This window comes from Actinotignum saccati, assembly GCF_051265055.1.
GTDB lineage: Bacteria > Actinomycetota > Actinomycetes > Actinomycetales > Actinomycetaceae > Actinotignum.
Genome location: NZ_JBOZCC010000003.1, coordinates 1 through 18,528, shown reverse-complemented (window position 1 = coordinate 18,528; position 18,528 = coordinate 1). Strand labels below are relative to the sequence as shown.

The 18,528-nt window shown below is 63.0% G+C and carries 11 protein-coding genes; 9 read left to right on the top strand and 2 right to left on the bottom strand.

The annotated features are described in order from the left end of the window. Nucleotides 1-109: 109 nt before the first annotated feature. A complete protein-coding gene (locus tag ACRQEC_RS02885; protein ID WP_284889968.1) occupies nt 110-5,446 on the bottom strand; it encodes an exo-alpha-sialidase in 5,337 nt (1,778 codons plus the stop codon). A gap of 700 nt (nt 5,447-6,146) precedes the next feature. Next, the gene (locus ACRQEC_RS02880; protein WP_284889969.1) at nt 6,147-7,163 is read right to left on the bottom strand and encodes a FadR/GntR family transcriptional regulator; all 1,017 of its coding nucleotides are present in this window, start codon (nt 7,161-7,163) and stop codon (nt 6,147-6,149) included. A gap of 302 nt (nt 7,164-7,465) precedes the next feature. Between ACRQEC_RS02880 and ACRQEC_RS02875 the strand changes: the two genes are divergently transcribed. From ACRQEC_RS02875 to ACRQEC_RS02835, 9 genes are all read left to right on the top strand, one after another. Beyond that, nucleotides 7,466-9,067 carry an ABC transporter substrate-binding protein gene (locus tag ACRQEC_RS02875; RefSeq protein WP_284889970.1) on the top strand — a complete coding sequence of 534 codons (1,602 nt, stop codon included), beginning with the start codon at nt 7,466-7,468 and terminating at the stop codon, nt 9,065-9,067. A 163-nt stretch (nt 9,068-9,230) separates the two neighbouring features. Next, nucleotides 9,231-10,187, top strand: a complete 957-nt coding sequence (locus ACRQEC_RS02870) for an ABC transporter permease (RefSeq protein WP_087070237.1) — start codon at nt 9,231-9,233, stop codon at nt 10,185-10,187. A 2-nt stretch (nt 10,188-10,189) separates the two neighbouring features. Continuing rightward, the gene (locus tag ACRQEC_RS02865) at nt 10,190-12,298 is read left to right on the top strand and encodes a dipeptide/oligopeptide/nickel ABC transporter permease/ATP-binding protein (RefSeq protein ID WP_407707014.1); all 2,109 of its coding nucleotides are present in this window, start codon (nt 10,190-10,192) and stop codon (nt 12,296-12,298) included. A gap of 16 nt (nt 12,299-12,314) precedes the next feature. Next, the gene (locus tag ACRQEC_RS02860; protein WP_087070239.1) at nt 12,315-13,187 is read left to right on the top strand and encodes an ABC transporter ATP-binding protein; all 873 of its coding nucleotides are present in this window, start codon (nt 12,315-12,317) and stop codon (nt 13,185-13,187) included. A 4-nt stretch (nt 13,188-13,191) separates the two neighbouring features. Beyond that, on the top strand, nt 13,192-14,112 hold the full coding sequence (locus ACRQEC_RS02855; protein ID WP_284889971.1) for a dihydrodipicolinate synthase family protein: 921 nt from the start codon (nt 13,192-13,194) through the stop codon (nt 14,110-14,112). A gap of 9 nt (nt 14,113-14,121) precedes the next feature. Beyond that, nucleotides 14,122-15,300: an ROK family protein gene (locus tag ACRQEC_RS02850; protein ID WP_284889972.1), complete on the top strand. Its 1,179-nt coding sequence runs from the start codon at nt 14,122-14,124 to the stop codon at nt 15,298-15,300. A 101-nt stretch (nt 15,301-15,401) separates the two neighbouring features. After that, nucleotides 15,402-16,076 carry an N-acetylmannosamine-6-phosphate 2-epimerase gene (locus ACRQEC_RS02845; protein WP_284889973.1) on the top strand — a complete coding sequence of 225 codons (675 nt, stop codon included), beginning with the start codon at nt 15,402-15,404 and terminating at the stop codon, nt 16,074-16,076. 97 nt (nt 16,077-16,173) lie between these two features. Beyond that, the gene (locus ACRQEC_RS02840) at nt 16,174-16,944 is read left to right on the top strand and encodes a glucosamine-6-phosphate deaminase (protein ID WP_026429182.1); all 771 of its coding nucleotides are present in this window, start codon (nt 16,174-16,176) and stop codon (nt 16,942-16,944) included. Then, on the top strand, nt 16,945-18,348 hold the full coding sequence (locus tag ACRQEC_RS02835) for an N-acetylglucosamine-6-phosphate deacetylase (protein ID WP_284889974.1): 1,404 nt from the start codon (nt 16,945-16,947) through the stop codon (nt 18,346-18,348). The last annotated feature ends 180 nt before the right edge of the window (nt 18,349-18,528 follow it).

Genomic DNA, 18,528 nt, shown 5'->3' with positions numbered 1-18,528 from the left:
GCGCGAAGCGCTACCTGATGCGAAGGTGCTGCATCACCGCGGCGCTATGTCAGCGAGATGAGGTGTTGTCTCAATGAGATGAGGTGCCTCTGCGCGAGGCGGGAAGCGCTTAGCGCCGCACGCCAGGCGTGTCGATGCCGTCGCCATCCCAGTCACCGATGATGAGCTGATCGCCGGGCTTGCCGTAGGCGACGCTCATCACGGTATTGCCCTGCGCATCGGCGGTGTAGATGACGTTGCCGCGGCGCACCCCAACGGTGTCCACGCCGTCGCCATCCCAGTCACCCACGATGACCTCATCGCCCACGCGGCCGAAGCTGAAGACTGCGTCCGCGTTTCCGGATTCCAGGGAGTTCTTCACGAAGAACTGGTTGCCGCGCACCGCCGCGAAGGTTGCGACGCCGTCGCCATCCCAATCGCCGGAGATGAGGGTATCGCTGGCCTTGCCGTAAGCGATGACGCTATCGGCGTTGCCGCTGGTCAGCGAGTTCTTCACGAACACCTTATTGCCGCGGATAACCGCGAAGGTGGACTTGCCATCGCCATCCCAATCGCCTACAGCGACCTTGTCGCCGGCCTTGCCGTAGGAGAAGACGGTGTCGGCATTGCCGCCGCCCAGGGAGTTCTTCACGAAGAACTGGTTACCGCGGCGCACCGCCACGGACTTGCGGCCATCTCCGGTCCAATCGCCCACGAGGAGTTCGTCGCCGGCGCGCCCATAGGAGAAGACGAGATCAGCAACTGTGGATGTCCACGAGTTCGAGAGGAAGTTGGAGTTTCCGTTGGATTCGGGAACCGCCGGTTCGCTCGGCTCCGGGCTGGGAGTCGGGCTCGGGTCGGGAGTACCGGGCGTCGGCTCCTCGGTGCCCGGAGTCGGTTCGGGCGACGGCGCCGGCTTATCGGGCGTCGGATCCGGCTTGGGGCTCGGGTCGGGAGTACCGGGCGTCGGCTCCTCGGTACCGGGCGTGGGGCTGGGCTCGGGGCTCGGCTCCACGCAGGTATCGGACACATCCGTCATCTTGTACACCGCGATTTCCGCGGCGGAGGCCAGGGAATCGGCGGTGCGCCCGTAGGTGCCGGTAATGCGCAGGCGCAGGAACTGGGTGTCCTTAGCGTCCACGAAGAAGGTTGCCGGCTCCGGCGAATTCTCGAAGGTGCCTTCGGCGATCTTCACCGCGCTCGCGGCGTCCTTACCGGCCCACAGTTCCGCGGTGCGGATGCGGCCGTTATCCCCGCCGGCGCTGCGCGGATGCACATCCACGCGGCCGATATTTTCAGCCTGGGGCAGGGCCAGATCAATATCCAGCGGCAGCTTAATCGTGGAGCTCCACGGGCTATGCCAAATGGTGTTGAGGTCCCCGTCGAAGAGGTTATCGGTGCCGTTATCCTCCCGGGCGGTTTCCGCCGCCACCTCGTTAGCGAGCTTCACGCCCGGCACGTAGACCGGCCGCGATTCGCATTCGCGGTTGATGAGGGTGACTTCGGCAAAGCCATTGGCCGCCACCTTGTCACCGGAGGTGATGAGGAAGGGGATGGTCTGGTTACCGTCACCGGCCAGCACCTTCGCACCGATGGTCACCGGCACCTGCACAACGCGGGTCTCCCCGGCCTTGAGGGTGCCCAGCTCCACGGCTTCGGCTTCCCAACCGGCGGGTAGCTCACCGGGGGTGGCCACCACGCCAGCAAGGTCCTCGCTGCCCATATTGGTTACCGACAGCGGAATCGTGGACTTACCGCGATACACCTTGGCGTTCTCCGCGGGGACCGCGGAAACAGGCAGGGAGTTCAGCCAATCCAGGGTGAAATGCGCGTAGAGCATGTCATTGTTATCGCCCTCGTAGAAGATGCCATACCGGCCATCATCCATGGCCCACATCGTGGAGTACGACATGGCACCTTGCTTGAACTGCTTACCAACTGACCACGTGCGTCCGTCGTCGTACGAAATACGCACGAGGCCGTTCGAACGTGAGGTCGCGGACGACGAAGAATAAAGCAAAATCTTCGCCTGTGCGCTGCCTTCCGGTGCGTTCGGGAACGCGCGGATAATCGAGGCGTTATTGCGCGGGTCGGGCAGCTGCCATTCGACCTGCATCGGGGTGTAGGTCTGGCCGCCGTCCTTCGAGAAGGCGACCTTGCGGGCCATAATGCCATCCGAGGAACGCGAGTTGAGCATGACGGTGCCGTCGGAGAGCTCCACGACCTTGTTCTCGTCCATATTGCCGTACACGGGTGCGCCCGGGGTCCAGGTGGCGCCGTTATCGTCCGAGTAGACGGAGACGGCGGCGTAGCCCTTGCCGTTCGGCATGGTCATCGTGAACTGCTGGATGAGGCGGCCCTTATGCGGGCCGTACTTGAGCTGGATGCCAGCGCCGGAGGCCGCGAAACGGGAGCGGATATTTTCATCGAAGGTGATGTCCTTGGTGATGAGGCGCGGCTTGGACCAAGTCTGGCCGTTGTCATCCGAGTAGACCACCTGCGCGTGCAGGGCCCGCCGGTTATCCGGATCGGTGCCCGGCTGGGAATCCTGGAAACGCACATCGTAGGAGAACACCGAGAAGAGGAAAATGCGCCCGGTTTCTTCATTTACCACGAAGGAGGGATCGGAGAAGCCGTACTTATCCGTATCGCGGATATGCCCCTTGCCCTGCAGGATTTCCTCCGGTGCCGTCCACGACTTTCCGTTGTCCTTGGAGATGCGGAGAGTGATGTGGTTCGGGTTGGGGGAGTCCATGCAAGAATCCGGGCGGCCGTCATAAGCCGCGAGGATCCAGCCGTTATTCGCCTGGGCGAGAGCCGGGATGCGGTAGCAGTAGTTGTCCTTATCCCCGGCGCGCGCCAGGCGCACGGTTTCCATATCCCCGCGTTCGGTGGGGATGGTAGCCGGGTCAGGCCGCTTGCCGATCTCCTCGTTGATCACCTTGATGGCGGGCAGCTCCGCGCGGATATTATCCTGAAGCACCCGCGTGCCCTCGCGATCCTCAGTGGCGCGGAACACCACGTAGGGGGTGAAGCTGCCCTTCTTTGCGTCTTCTGCCGTTACTTTGTAGGTGATCGAGGAGCAACCCTGGGTAGCGCCAGCGCGCAAATCACCCCAACGGCAGTTGGGCCTTTCCGTGGTGAGGAACCGGGAAAGGTTGGATTTGTAGGGGAAAGCGGTGATCGTGCGATCAGAAATATTCGTATAAGTAACCTTGAAGTTCAGTTCCTGGCCGATACGAACGGTGTCTCCGCCGTCATCGGTGCGTTCGAACTTCACTGTCATGTACTTCTGTGCTTCGGGAACCTCGCCTTCACGATTAACGAGTTGGGTCGACGTCGCAGCGTTGACTCCTACCTTGCCCTTCGCATTAATGACGAAGTTGACAGTAATAGGTTCCGAATTCGCAGGTGCGTAATCTGCGATGGTTACCGGAATATTGACAAGGCGGCTCTCCCCGGCGGCGAGCTTTCCGATCCGTACCGGTTCGGCAGACCATCCACGCGGGAGCTTGCCGGGTGTGAGAATGGGATCGGGAATTTCCGCAGTGCCCTTGTTCGTCACCCGCATCTTGAGAGTTGCCTCACCGCGGTTAACGACCGTGGGTTCCGGAGTGCTCGTGATCGGGAGAGCATCTAGCCAGTCCAGCCCGAAGTGGGCGTAGAGCATGTCATTGTTGTCACCTTCGAAGAAGATGCCGTACTTACCGTTATCCAGCGCCCACATCGTGGAGTAGGCCATAGCACCCTTCTTGAACTGCTTGCCTACCGACCAGGTTTTTCCGTCGTCGTACGAAATACGAATGAGGCCGTTGGAGCGCGACCGGGCCGACGAGGAAGAGTAGAGCAGGATCTTCGCTTCGTCGCTACCCTCTTCGGCATCAGGGAACGCGCGGATAATTGAGGCGTTATTGCGCGGGTCGGGCAGCTGCCACTCCACCTGCATAGGCGTGTAGGTTTCGCCTCCATCATGCGAGTACGCAACCTTGCGTGCGAGCGTGCCGTCTGAGGAACGTGAGTTGAGCATGACGGTGCCGTCGGAGAGCTCCACGACCTTGTTTTCATCCATATTTCCGTAGACAGGCTCTCCGGGCTTCCAGGTGTCGCCATTGTCATCGGAGTACACGGACACCGCCGCGTAACCGCGACCCGGGACGGTCATGGTGAACTGCTGGATGAGCCTATCCTTGTGGGGGCCGTACTTGAGCTGAATACCCGCGCCGGAAGCGGCAAAGCGGGAACTAATAGCGTCATTGAAAGTGATGTCTTTAGTGATGATGCGGGGCTCAGACCAGGTTTCTCCGTTGTTATCGGAGTAGGACACTTGCGCATGCAGCACATTGCGCGCCTTGGGATCGGTGCCGGGCTTGGAATCCTGGAAACGCACATCGTAGGAGAAGACGGAGAAGAGGAAAATGCGTCCGGTTTTCTCATTCACCACGAAGGACGGATCGGAATAGCCGTACTTATCGGGGCTATTGAGGTGGCCCTTGCCCTTCAAGATCTCCTTGGGTTCAGTCCAGGACTTTCCGTTGTCCTTGGAAATACGCAGGGTGATGTGGTTGGGGTTGGGGGAATCCATGCAGGAATCTGGCCGGCCGTCGTAGGCCGCGAGGATCCAACCATTATTTGCCTGGGCGAGAGCTGGAATGCGGTAGCAGTAATTCGGCTTATCTCCCGCACGAGCCAGAGGCACGGTTTGCATATCCTGGCGATCTGTGGGGATAGTGGCCGGGTCCGGCTCCTTCGGTGCCTGTTCATTGATAAGGGTTACCGACTTTAGTTCTTTCCGGATTCCATCTTGGAGAACTTTCTTGCCGGCGGTATCGGCTGTAGCTTGGAAAACTACGTAAGGGGTGAAGCTGCCGGTTTTCGCAGCTTCGGCGGTCACCGTGTAGCTAATGCTGGTGCAGCCTTGGGTTTGACCGGGACGCAGATTTCCCCAACGGCAGTTCGGTCGTCCGGTAGTAAGGAAACCGGATAGATTCGAATCGTACGGGAAGGCGGTGAAGGTCTTGTCCTTCGTCAGATTTGTGTAGGTCACCGCAAAGGTCATCTTTTGGCCGATGCGGAGCTCATCCCCGTTGTTATCAGTGCGCTCAAATGTAACTGACATGAGTTCGGGCGCAGAAGTTTCTGAAGCGCTCGGCTTTTCCGCCTCCGAAGCTTCGGTGCTCTCGGCTGATCTATCGGTAGTTTCGGCGGCTCTGTTAGTAGGTTCGGTTGGGGTTTCGCTGTTTTCTGGCGTGCTCTCCGCGGCGAGAGCGCTTGACGTGCCTGATTCTAATTCGTCAGCAGTGAGGGCCGGCGGCTGCGCAGTCTCGAGGACTTCCGCTGCCTGAGGTTCGGGCTGCGGGGGCGTTTCCCCCGGGCTGGCCCACGCTGTCAACGGCGTGACCGTGAGAGCAACCGTGGCCGACAGTGCCACGAATGCACTCCACCCACGCCGGGCGCGAGGAGTTGACATTGTGCTGTTACCTTTCTGGCAGACATCATCGTCTCGTCTGACGCTATTGTCAGACAACAACGAAAATAGCACAGCAACTCCGCGCTTGGAAAGTTATTGTCAGACAATAATGCCCAGTGGAACAGCGTTCCGGTCACATAAAGCAGCGTTTCGAGCGCGCGGGACGACGTTGTGGTCATGCTGTGGAACGTCGTTTGGTCGCGCGAAATATCGTTTCAGTACGGGTCGCGGCCGCGGTGGGTCCATTTCCTCGCGCTTCGGTACGACGACGCAGCTCAGTCGGCACGTACTTCCGCGATGAAGTTCAATGCCCCGGTAAGAATACCTGACATGGCCAGATAGCGCTCCACCGGGGCTCCGCTACAAGCCTATCGGGATGGGAATGCCGAAACAATGATTCCGGACGGTCAGGGTCGCGTAGTGCAAACTCAGAGCAGAAATCTGGCCAAAATGGTGCGTAGATTTGCATCCTGTTGTGGTGCGGCTACCGGCCGCAAACAGAGATCCAGCCCACTCCCGACGGAAGTCGAGGCGGGCTGAACGATTATGTATATTCTAGCCAACTATGGGATCCGTGGACAAGATGTGCATCCTGAACCGTACGGGTCGCAAAGTGTGCGTTAGAGACATGAAATCACCTCGAAACGGTACTCTCCCGCACACTTTGTTTCGCCTGATGCCGGGACACTGGCATCCCGCCTCACAACACCCCGGAAACCCGCGATGTCGGATCCGCAATATCGGCAAAGGAGGCGGCCCGCTGTGCCCGCGCGGCAATATCCGCGGCGCGCTCGGCTCGTTCGGCCCGCTCAGCTTCGCGCTGCTGGGCTGCGGCCTGAGCGGTCAGCGCCTCCGGCGGCGCTTCCGGATCCCCGCAATCTCCCAGCGCACTTTCCGCACTTTCCGCGCTGCTTCCTCCGGAACCCTCCGAACCCCCGGAATTCGCCCGCTGCTGGGCGGCTTCGTGGCGGTCAATAATCATATTGAGGGGGCGGTAGTGGTCAATGACCGCCCCGCGATACGCGAAAATATCACCATCTTCGGCGGCCTGAATAATACGTTTATGCGCCTGAGCGGTTTCTAGGAGAAGTTCATCGACGTCGTCGTTTAAATCGCGCAGCGCAATAGAGTGCACCACCCACAGTGCCGTGACCATCTCCAACGCGACCTCGTTATCGAGCGCGGACGTCATCGCAATATGGAACTCAATATCTTCGTGCTGGAAATTTTCCCCGCGCAGCGCTTTTTCGGTCATCCGCGCCACGATGTCGTGCAGATTATCGTGATGGGTGCCCGACAGTGCCCGCACCACACCTTCCGCCATCCCCAGGTCCAGGTATTCGCGCAGCTGAGCCACGCTTTCCACCGCGCCCGTGCCCGCACCGGCCCGCGCGGAGGAGCGCAGCAGCAAGGATTCGACCAGCGGGGAAAGGGACATATTCGCCACCTGGGTGCCCTTCCCGCGCTGCGAGGTAACAATATCCAGCGCGGCCAGCTTGGACAGCGCCTCGCGCACCGAGGAGCGCGAAACCCCCAGCTCGCGGCACAGCTCCGCTTCGGTGGGGAGCTTCGCGCCGGGTTGCAGGCGTTCTTCAATAATCCGTTGTTTCAAAGCGTCCATGACCAAATCGGCGCGATCCGAGCCGGAACGGGGGTGGCCGCCGGTGACCCGCATAGCGCCCTGCGTGGCATGTGACTGCGCGTCGTCGGGCATCATGACACCTAAGGTATCGGAAAACGGATGTTTTCAAAAGATGTGCGCAGGAATATTGAATAGGGTCACGTTACGCGTGGTATCGCGCAGGAACGACGACGCCGCACAGCTGCCCACGCACCCATATCTCAGGTTCATCACAAATTGGTCACAGTTTGCTCATAAGCCAGATATCGGGCTTGCACAAAGTTGTCAGACAATCTAGAGTCATAGCTACGCGACGCTAAAGATGGTTGTCGCACGCGAAAAAATAGCGGAAATTCGGCAGTGAATTTCCGGAAGAACTCAAAGGAGAGGACACTTCAATGACACGCATGAAGTGGGGCGCCAAGGCCACGGCCGTGCTGGCCGCTGGTGTGCTGGCGCTGTCCGGCTGCGGTGGCGGTGGATCTGACACCGGCAAGAGCGGTGGAGATGCACCCGAGAAGGCCGCAGTTCCCTCGGGACAGCCGGCAAAGGGTGGCACCATTCGCGCGGCGGCCGCCTACGAATCCAATAACTACCATCCCTCGTCCACCTCGTCCGCGCTGGCAACCGGCGCGAATATGCACGTGGTGGAGGGCCTGTACGAACTGGATTACCACGATTACAAGCCCTACCGCGCCCTGGCTAAGGAAGATGCTCCCACCAAGGTGACCGATACCCAGTACGAAGTTTCGCTGCGTGATGGCGCGAAGTTCTCGGACGGCACCCCGGTGACCACGGACGACGTAGTCAAGTCCTTCGAGCGGTCCACCGCTGAAGGCAATATCTACCTGCCGATGCTGAGCTTCATCGACAACGTGCAGAAGAAGGATGACACGACCGTCACCATCAACCTCAAGCACCCCTTCTCCCTGGTCAAGGAGCGCCTGGCCCTCGTCAAGATCGTTCCCGCCTCGATGAGCGATGATGATCTGACCGCCAAGCCCGTGGGTACCGGCCCGTGGAAGTACGACGAGATCACCAGCGCCCACATCAAGTTCTCCCCGAATGAGAACTACAACGGCCAGTTCCCGGCCACCGCGGAAGCGATGCAGTGGGAGATCCTCAAGGACGACACCGCTCGTACCACCGCTTTCCAGCAGGGCACCGTCGATGTTATCGAAGCTGCCCCGGCCGATGCCGAAGCTCTGATCAAGGGCGCCGGCGGCGTGATCGACGCGGTTCAGGGCTTCAACCTGCCCTTCCTGCTCTTCAACACCAAGAAGGCTCCGCTCGATAACAACAAGGTGCGCCAGGCGTTCTTCTACGCCATTGACACCGACAAGCTCATCTCCAACGCGCTCTCGGGCAACGCGAAGGCCGCTAAGTCCTTCCTCCCGGAGAACCACCCGAACTTCCACGAAGCTTCCACGGTCTACACCTACAACCCGGAAAAGGCCAAGGAACTCCTCAAGGAAGCCGGTGTTGAGAACCTTGACATCAAGCTGCTGACCACCGATCACCCGTGGATCACCGCTCTGGCTCCCCAGATCAAGAACGACCTGGCTGCCGTCGGCATCAACGCGACCATCGAATCCCAGGCTTCCTCGGCTCTCTACGCCAATAACCTGGACGTGGACAACCCGACCTTCGATGTCACCCTGGCCCCCGGCGACCCCTCGGTCTTCGGTCAGGACCCCGACCTCCTGCTCAGCTGGTGGTACGGCGATAACACCTGGACCAAGAAGCGCACCCAGTGGGGCGGCTCCGAGAAGTTCAAGGAACTGCATCAGTACATGGACAAGGCCGTCACCCTCGAAGGCGACGCCCAGCAGCAGGAATGGAACAAGGCCTTCGACCTCGTTGCCGAAGAAGTTCCGCTCTACCCGCTCTTCCACCGTCAGATGCTGACCGCGTACTACCCGGACAAGGTCACCAACTTCTCCCCGATTTCGACGACCGGCCTTGATTTCATCAACGCTGGCTCCGCGGCTGGAAAGTAAATAATCCCGTGATTCAGCGCTGACGACACGCGCGGCGCTGGCTCAAAGAACACACGGTAATGCGAGGGCCGGGGGTGGTGTAAACCCCACCCCCGGCCCGAGCTTTGCCCAAATACTCCCCTATACTCAACGCGGGGCACCGCAGCCCCGAGGAGATATCGCAGTGAACAACCTTCTCAGACTCATCGGGCGCCGCCTGCTGGTGCTCCCGATCATGGTTCTGGGCGTTGCCTTCCTCGTCTTCTTCCTGATGTCCTTCTCTAAGATCGATCCGGCCTACTCGGCCCTCGGTGAAGGTGCATCCCAGGAAGCCCTGGAAGCCTATCGTGACACCATGGGACTCAATGATCCCTGGCTCGCTCAGTTCTGGAACTTCCTCGTCAACTTCGTGCAGGGTGACCTCGGCACGTACGGCGCCAACCAAGCTTCGGTGGCCGAACGTGTGGGTGAGGCCTTCCCCATCACGATGCAACTGACCTTCCTCGGCCTTATTATCGCCGTCATTCTCGCGTTCGTCTTCGGTGTCCTCGCCGCGCTCTACCGCGACAAGTGGCCCGACAAGATCATCCGCGTCTTCTCCATCGCCTTCATCGCGACGCCGTCCTTCTGGCTGGCCGTCCTTATGATCCTGGCGTTCTCCGTCAATATGCCTCTGCTTCCGGCATCCGGTGCCCTGCCGCCCTTCGGCGAAGACCCGGCCGGCTGGCTGGCGCGCATGGCGCTGCCGGCTATCGCCCTGGGCGTCCCGGTGGCCGGTTCCCTCACCCGTGTTATTCGTACCTCGATGGTGGAGGAACTGGATAAGGATTACGTGCGTACCGCTATCGGTGCGGGTATCCCCAAGCGCGTGGTGGTGTCCCGCAACGTGCTGCGCAATGCCCTGATCTCCCCGGTGACCGTGCTCGGCCTGCGTATCGGCTACCTCATGGGTGGCGCTGTGGTTATTGAAGTTATCTTCAACCTGCGCGGCATGGGTATGGCCATCCTCGAAGGCGTCCAGCAGAACTACCCCCTCCTGGTGCAGGGCGTGGTCCTCGTGGTGGCCCTGGCCTTCATCGTCGTCAATATTGTGGTTGACATGCTTTATGTGCTGATCAACCCGCGTATCCGGGAGGTCTAAATATGAGGCGTAAACTCACGGAAAAGATGGAACGCCCGGGCGTCCGGTTCAAGCGTTTCCGCAATATGACTCGCGGCGCCCAGCTGTGCGTCGTCGTTCTGGTGCTCATTGCCCTCGCGGCCGTTTTCGCACCCCTTATTTCCCCGCACGATCCGCAGGCCATTGAAGTGGCCCGTCAGGCACCCAACGGTGATTTCCTCTTCGGTACTGACGAAAAGGGCCGTGACATTCTCTCCCGCATGATCTACGGTGCCCGCTACTCGCTGGTCATCGGCTTCGCCGCCACCGCTTTCGCGCTCTTCTTCGGTGCGATCTTCGGTGCGCTGGCCGCGGTGTCCCGCAAGTGGATTTCCGAAGTCATCATGCGCTGCATGGACATCATCATGTCCTTCCCCGGCATCGCGCTGGCCGCGGTGTTCGTCTCCGTATTCGGCAATACCCTGCCCGTCATTATTATGGCGATCGGCTTCCTCTACATTCCGCAGATCACCCGCGTGGTGCGCGCGAATGTCATGAGCGAATACGGTGAAGATTACGTGCGCGCGGTCATCGTTTCCGGCGCGCGGGCCCCCTGGATCCTCGTCAAGCACGTGGCGCGCAACTGTATCGCCCCGGTCATGGTGTTCACCACCGTGCTCGTGGCCGATGCGATTGTTTTCGAAGCATCGCTGTCCTTCATCCAGGCCGGCATCGCCGAACCCACACCCACCTGGGGCAATATCCTCGCCGACGCTCGCGGCGGCGTGCTCCTGGGCCGGTGGTGGCAGGCGCTCTTCCCGGGCCTGGCCATTATGATCACGGTGCTCTGCCTCAATATCCTCTCCGAAGGTCTTACGGACGCCATGGTGGCGGCCCCGAAGGCCGCGGCCGTTCCCGATAACGTGGACGCGAACGCCAAGCGCGAAGAGGACCGCCTCCTCGTGGACCCGGTGGCCGCTTACGCCGCCCAGCACGATGCGCTGGTCCAGCGCCTGGAGGAACTGCGCCAAGCCGAAGAACGCCGCAGCGACCGCTTCGAACCCACCTCGCAGGAGGCCCCGGTTATCGAAGTGCGCGACCTGTGTATCAAGTTCCCGCGCCACGGCGATGTCAATGTGGTCGACCACGTGTCCTTCAATGTGCGCGCCGGTGAAACCATGGGCCTCGTGGGTGAATCCGGGTGCGGTAAGTCCATTACCTCCCTGGCGATTATGGGCCTGCTCGATAAGTCCGCCGATATTAGCGGTGAGATTATGTTCAACGGGCAGAACCTCCTCGACCTCACTCCCAAGCAGCACAATGAACTGCGCGGGCATGAGATCGCGATGATCTACCAGGACGCCCTGTCCTCCCTCAACCCCTCCATGCTCATCAAGGCACAGATGAAGCAGCTGACCAGCCGCGGAGGCACCCGCACCGCCGAAGAGCTCCTCGAGCTGGTGGACCTGGATCCCAAGCGGACCCTGGAGTCCTACCCGCACGAACTTTCCGGTGGCCAGCGCCAGCGCGTGCTCATCGCCATGGCGCTCACCCGTGACCCGAAGCTGGTTATCGCGGACGAACCGACCACCGCGTTGGACGTGACCGTCCAGGCCCAGGTGGTGGAACTCCTCAACCGCCTGCGCAAGGAACTCGGCTTCGCGATGGTCTTCGTGTCCCACGATTTGGCGCTCGTTGCCGAAGTGGCCCACTCGATTACCGTCATGTACGCCGGTCAGGTTGTGGAGCAGGCTTCCACCAAGGAACTGCTCACCGACCCGCACCACGAGTACACTCGCGGTCTGCTCGGTTCGGTGCTCTCCATCGAAGCGGGTGCCGGCCGGCTCCACCAGGTGCCCGGCACGGTTCCTTCGCCGCGCGACTTCCCGAAGGGCGATCGTTTCGCCCCGCGGTCCTCGCACCCGACGGTGGGTCTGGACACCCGCCCGATTATGAAACGCGTGGGCGAGACGTGGCACTTCTACGCCGCCCAGCCCGATGCTCCGGATCCGGCCACCACCAACCTGGTGCCCAAGGAATCGGTGGGCGCGTCCAGCGCCGCCGAAACCGCGAGCCCCGCCGCAGCTCCCGCTGCTGGTGATGCCGCTGGTGGAAGCGCCAGCACTCCCGCCGGCCCGGATGCCCAGAAGTGACGAAGGAGGAAAGATCATGACTACTCTGGATACCGAAGCTCGTCACGCTGCCGGCGCGCGCGCCGCTGACCGGCCTGCCCTCTCCGATGTGCCGATTATCGAGTTGCGCGACGTCGACGTCACCTTCCGCACCCGTACCGGTTCCATCTTCAATCCGAATAAGGTGCGCGCCGTGCGCGGCGTCAACCTTTCCCTCATGCCCGGCCAGACCATCGGTCTCGTTGGCGAATCCGGTTCCGGTAAGTCGACGACGGCCAATGTGATGTGCGGACTCCAGTCACCCACGGGCGGCCAGGTATTTTTCAAGGGCGAAGAAGTCACGAAACGTACCGCTGCCCAGCGCCGCCATATCGGCCGCGTGGTCTCGGTGGTGTTCCAGGATCCGGCCACGGCGCTCAACTCGCGCATGACGGTCCGGGACCAGCTCCTCGACCCGATGACGGTCCACAAGATCGGCACCCGCGAGGAACGCTACGAGCGCGTCAAGGACCTCATCGGCATGGTGGGTCTGCCTAAATCGGCGCTCGATGCGCTGCCCGGGCAGCTCTCCGGTGGGCAGCGCCAGCGCGTGGCTATTGCCCGTGCGCTGGCCGTGGGCCCGGACGCGATTATCGCGGACGAACCCACCTCGGCCTTGGACGTGTCCGTGCGCGCCCAGATCCTCAACCTGCTCACCGATCTCAAGCGGGATCTGGGGCTGGCGATGGTTTTCATCACCCACGATATTCAGACGGTGCGCTACGTATCGGACAAGATCGCGGTGATGAATCACGGAGAGATCGTGGAATGGGGAGACGCCAAGGACGTGCTCCACAATCCGCAAAATGACTACACGAGAACACTTTTGGCAGCGGCGCCGTCGCTGCTCCATCCGAAATTGGAGGCATAGTCCCATGTCAGATCCTCGTTTCCGCGGCGTTATCCCCCCGACAGTGACGCCGCTGACCGAAGAACGCGTACTCGATAAGGAATCCTTCGCGCGCTCGCTCAACCGGATGCTCGACGCCGGAGTGCACGGCCTGTTTGTGCTCGGTTCGACTTCCGAGGTGGTCTTCAGCACCGATGCGCGTCGTCGTGAAATCCTCGAAACCGCGGTGGAAGTTGCGAACGGGCGCGTCCCGGTGCTCGCCGGCGTTATCGATATGCAAACCGAGCGCATGATTGAGCACGCGCGTGACGCCCAGTCCATCGGGGTGGACGGCATCGTCGCCACCGCGCCGTTCTACGCGCTGGGCGGGGAAGCGGAAATCGAAGCGAACTTCCGTTACATCCGCGACGCCGTGGACCTGCCGCTTTTCGCGTACGACATCCCGGTGTGCGTGCACAAGAAGCTCTCCATTGACCTGCTTATGCGCCTCGGGACCGAAGGCGTGCTGACCGGCGTCAAGGATTCTTCTGGCGACGACGTTAACTTCCGCTTCCTGCTGGAGGAGAATAAGGCCGCCGGCAAGCCGCTCAACATCCTTACGGGTCACGAAGTGGTTGTTGATGGCGCTTACATGGGCGGGGCGGACGGCTCCGTTCCGGGCCTGGCCAATGTGGCACCGCGCCCCTACGTGGAGCAGTGGGATGCCGCGCAGGCCGGGGACTGGGCTCGTGTGGCCGAATTGCAGAACGAGCTCGCCCACCTCATGCGCATCGTCATGGTGCCCAAGGGCGTGCAGGGCTTCGCGGGTGGCGTGGGCGCCTTCAAGGCGGCCATGAAGGAACTGGGGGTTATCGCCTCCAACCAGATGCCGCGGCCCGTCAAGGCCCTCGAAGGTGAGAACGTCGAAGCTATTCGCGGCGTGCTCGCCAGCTGCGGGCTGCTCTAAGGAGCACTCATGAAGGTAGCACCGTTCCAGCCCGGGTCTGAGTTCTCGCTGCTCGGGCTGGATATCGGGGGAACCAAAATCGCGGGGGCGGTGGTGACCTTTGCGGCCACCGCCCCGGGCGGTGCTGCGGGCGCGGGCGCCGGTCACGCGGGCGCTGACCGCGCGGCCGGTATCCCGGCCTCGGGTGGAGCGGGCGTGGAGCCCGCCGCGCTCCCGGCCCCGCGCATCTCCCTCGAAGCCAGTATTCCTACCGAAGCGCGGCGCGGCGGAGCGCGCGTGCTGGCGGATATCGCGGATTTCGCGGAGCGCCAGATCGCGGCAGCCAGCGCCGCCGGAACGCCGGTGCGCGGAATTGCTATCGCCAGCGCCGGGGTGGTGGACGTGGAGAGCGGATGCATCGCTTCCGCCACGGACACCATGCCCGGCTGGGGCGGTCAGCCCCTCGGCCCGCATCTTGCCGAACGCTGCGGTCTGCCGGTGCGCGTCCTCAATGACGTGCACGGCCACGCCCTCGGGGAAGCAACCTACGGGGCGGGCGCCGGCGCGCGTACCGCCCTCGTTATCGCGGTGGGAACCGGGCTGGGCGGCGCGGCCGTGATCGACGGGCGCATCCTCTTCGGCGCGCACGGGGTGGCCGGCCACTTCGGCCATATTCACCATCCGTATGCCGCCGGGCTGGTGTGCTCCTGCGGGCGCGATGGCCACGTGGAATCGGTGGCCTCGGGCAGCGGGGCGGCCCGCCTCTACGCCAAGCGCCAGGCCGAAGCCCACGTGGAGGGCGCGAGTTACGCTGCCGCGGCAGCGGCTTCCCTCACCGGGATCGCCGATGTTCCCGAAAGTGCTTACGTGCGGGCCCCGGGCGCGCAGCGCCCCGTCGTCGTACGTGGAGGCCGGGAACTGAAAGCCCTCGTGGACGCGGGCGATATGTTCGCGCGCGAGGTGTTCACGGACGGGGCTTTCGCGCTCGGGCAGACCCTGGGCGGGCTGGCGAATTCTTTCGACCCGGACGTTATTATCCTGTCCGGCTCTCTCGTTCACGTGGGCGAGTTCTGGATGGACGCGCTACGCGAGGGCTACCGGCGCGATGCCATGGTGGGCACCGCCGCCACTCCGATTGTGGAGGGTAGCCTGGGATCGCAGGCCCCGCTCATCGGCGCGGCCGTTCACTTCTTGCACACCGCGGGCTAGCGCGGCGCGCGGGTGGCGTGCCAAACGCGCTGCGCAACGCAAAACGCAGCCGCACCGCATAACTACACTTCTGCATTTCTCGTTATAACTTAGGAGTTACCGTGCATCCGATGATCGAATCTCTCCGCGGGCACCTCGTTGTGTCCTGCCAGGCGTACGTGGGCGAACCGCTGCGCCACCCCGAAACGATGGCGCAGATGGCCCTCGCCGCCGAGCGCGGGGGAGCGGCGGCGATTCGCTGCCAGGGCCTGGCGGATATTTCCGCGATTAAAGGCCAGGTGGAAGTGCCTGTCATCGGCCTGTGGAAAGAGGGCCACGAAGGCGTGTTCATCACCCCGACCCTGCGCCACGCCCGCGCGTGCATCAGCGCCGGCGCCGATATTGTGGCCCTCGATGCCACGTCCCGCCCGCGTCCGGATGGCTTGAGCTTCGCGGAAACCGTGGCTGCTCTTCTGGACGACGGCGCGCTCGTCATGGCGGACTGCGGCTCGATTGAGGATGCCCGGGCGGCGGCCAAGGCCGGCTGCCACATCCTCGGCACCACCCTGGCGGGCTACTCCGGGGACCGCCCGAAGACCGACGGCCCCGATATTGACTTGCTGGCCCAGATGGTCGCGGAATTCCCGGAGATCCCGGTGGTCTGCGAAGGGCGCATCCACACTCCGGAGCAAGCGCGGGCTGTCATGGAAGCTGGCGCCTGGGCGGCCGTCGTCGGAACTGCTATTACGCACCCAACCACGATCACCACGTGGTTCCGCGAGGCCGTCGAAAACTAAAACTTCACCAGGGTCCCCACGCAACCGAAGCGCGGGGCCCGCGAGCACTGAGCACTGCCGCGTTTCACGTGAAACGCGCCCGGGAAAGGACGAACTCATGCATATCGGAATTTTCGCCACCGCGGAAGAAGCCTCCCGCGAGGGCGCACGCATTATCCAGGATCTTTTCGCGCGTGACGCGCACGCGACGCTCGGGGTGGCCACCGGTTCCACGCCGGATCTCCTCTACGCGGCGCTGCGCGAGGCCCACGCGGCCGGCGAATTTGACCTCTCCGGCGCCAAGGCTTTTGCCCTGGATGAGTACGTGGGGCTGGATCCGGAGCATCCGGAGTCCTACCGCAATGTGCTGCGCCGCAACCTCGTGGGGGAGGATAAGACCGGCCTGACCGAGGAGGGCCTCAATACGCCCGATGCGCAGAATCCGGATCCGCAGGCCGCGGCCGCCGACTACGATGCGAAGATCGGGGCGGCCGGCGTGGATCTGCAGATTCTCGGGATCGGCGCAGACGGCCATATCGGCTTCAACGAGCCGGGTGGTTCGCTGGTCTCGCGCACCCACGTGGAGGCGCTGGCCCCGCAAACCATCAAGGACAATGCGCGGTTCTTCGACGGCGACGAAGCGGCCGTCCCCACCCGCTGCATCACCCAGGGCCTGGGCACCATTATGGAAGCGAAGAAGCTGGTGCTTTTCGCTTTCGGTGCGAATAAGGCGGATGCGGTGCGCGAGCTGTGCGAAGGCCCCATCAGCGCCTTCTGGCCTGCCACGATTATTCAGATGCATCCGGATGTCACCGTGCTCCTGGACGAAGCGGCCGCCGCGCAGCTCAAGCTGACGGACCTGTACCGCGCGCGTTGGGAGATGATCTAAGTGTTTTACCTGGGGCGCGTTCTCAACGGGTACGGGCGCGAGGTTGGGTACGGTATTGAGGTCGACGACGCCGGTACGCTGGCTCGACTGCTCACCGCTGAGGAGGCCGCCGCGGTAACCGCGGGGCTGGCGGCGGAACGGGAGTCGCGCGGGATTGAAGCCCGGGCCGCGGAGGCTTTCGGGCTGGGCGCGGATAACCCGCGGGTGCGCCGGGCGCATGTTATTACCCCGGGCCTCGTGGATATTCATTGCCACGGCGGTGGGGGCTTTGCCTTCCCGGATAACTATGCGGAGGAGGAGATCGCGACCGCGATCCGCACCCACCAGCGCGGGGGAACCACGGCGATGTTCGCTTCCCTGGTGTCGCTGGCGGATCCGCTCCCGCAGATCGAGGCGCTGGTGCCGTTCTGCGAGCGTGGGGAGCTGGCCGGTATCCACCTGGAGGGGCCTTATATTTCGCGGGAGAAGTGCGGGGCGCAGAACCCCGAGGTGATTCGCGCGGTGGACGAGGCCGAGCTGCGTTCCTGGCTGGAGGCCGGGCGCGGCTGGATTAAGACGATGACGGTGGCGCCGGAAGCGGAGGGCGCCCAGCGGGCCGCCGAGCTGCTGCTTGAATATGGCGGCAAGCCGTCCTGGGGGCATTCCCACGGGGATGGCGCGGTCACCCGGGCTGAAATCGCGCGCACCCTGGAAGTGGCGCGCCGGCACGGGTACACGCCGCTGGCGGCGCTTGGCGATGGCAGCGGGAGCGCCGTCGGGCAGGAAGCCGCACAAACCGTCACGCATCTTTTCAACGCGATGACCGCTTTTACGCACCGGGCTCCCGGCCCGATCCGCGAGTACATTCAGGCGGCGCGCCGCGGGTTCATCAGCGCGGAAGTGATTGCCGACGGCTACCACGTGCATCCCGACCTGGTCGAGGATGTGGTGGATTACCTCGATGAGCCGGATCTCGGGGCCGGGTTCGCACGTGCGCACGGTGCCGGAAGCGTACCGGGCGCCGCGGGTGCTGGCGCGGGCTCGAGCCAGCTGGGTATTCCCGGTGCTTTCTTCGTCACGGATTCGCTGGCGGCGGCTGGTATGCCTCCCGGGAAGTACACCCTGGGCGGGCTCGCGGTGGAAGTGCGCGACGGCGCCTGCTACCTGGAAGGTACCGATACTTTGGCCGGGGGTGCTTCGGTGCTCGCCGATCAAGTGGCCCTCTTCGCCGGGCGCGGGAAGCTGACGCTCCCGCAGCTGGTGCGGGCCACGGTGGCCGGGCCGGTCTACGCCGGTGGTGCCTGGGATGCTCCCGGTGTCACGGTGGACTTCACCCCGGGCAAGCCGGTCAATCTGGTCGCCTGGAATGAGGCGATGACCCCGCTGGCGGTTGTCCGCGAGGGAGTGGAAATCTCCCACTCCTAGCCTCCGGGTTCCACGCCGAGGACCACGGGAGTCCCTACGCCGGAACTCGCCGATGATCCGCGTTGGAAGTATGTGCGGGCACGGCAGCACCACAAGCCGGGAAGCGTTCACTGCCTCCCTCGGGCAGGATCGGGCGTGTCGATCCTGCCCCTCTCCACGGGGCGCGGGCTCAAGCCCGCG

Excerpts from the sequence above, each read along its gene's own strand:
- ACRQEC_RS02860 (WP_087070239.1), top strand. The coding sequence starts at position 12,315 with ATGACTACTCTGGATACCGAAGCTCGTCACGCTGCCGGCGCGCGCGCC.
- ACRQEC_RS02865 (WP_407707014.1), top strand. The coding sequence starts at position 10,190 with ATGAGGCGTAAACTCACGGAAAAGATGGAACGCCCGGGCGTCCGGTTC.
- ACRQEC_RS02880 (WP_284889969.1), bottom strand. The coding sequence starts at position 7,163 with ATGATGCCCGACGACGCGCAGTCACATGCCACGCAGGGCGCTATGCGG.
- ACRQEC_RS02850 (WP_284889972.1), top strand. The coding sequence starts at position 14,122 with ATGAAGGTAGCACCGTTCCAGCCCGGGTCTGAGTTCTCGCTGCTCGGG.
- ACRQEC_RS02875 (WP_284889970.1), top strand. The coding sequence starts at position 7,466 with ATGACACGCATGAAGTGGGGCGCCAAGGCCACGGCCGTGCTGGCCGCT.
- ACRQEC_RS02840 (WP_026429182.1), top strand. The coding sequence starts at position 16,174 with ATGCATATCGGAATTTTCGCCACCGCGGAAGAAGCCTCCCGCGAGGGC.
- ACRQEC_RS02885 (WP_284889968.1), bottom strand. The coding sequence starts at position 5,446 with ATGTCAACTCCTCGCGCCCGGCGTGGGTGGAGTGCATTCGTGGCACTG.
- ACRQEC_RS02855 (WP_284889971.1), top strand. The coding sequence starts at position 13,192 with ATGTCAGATCCTCGTTTCCGCGGCGTTATCCCCCCGACAGTGACGCCG.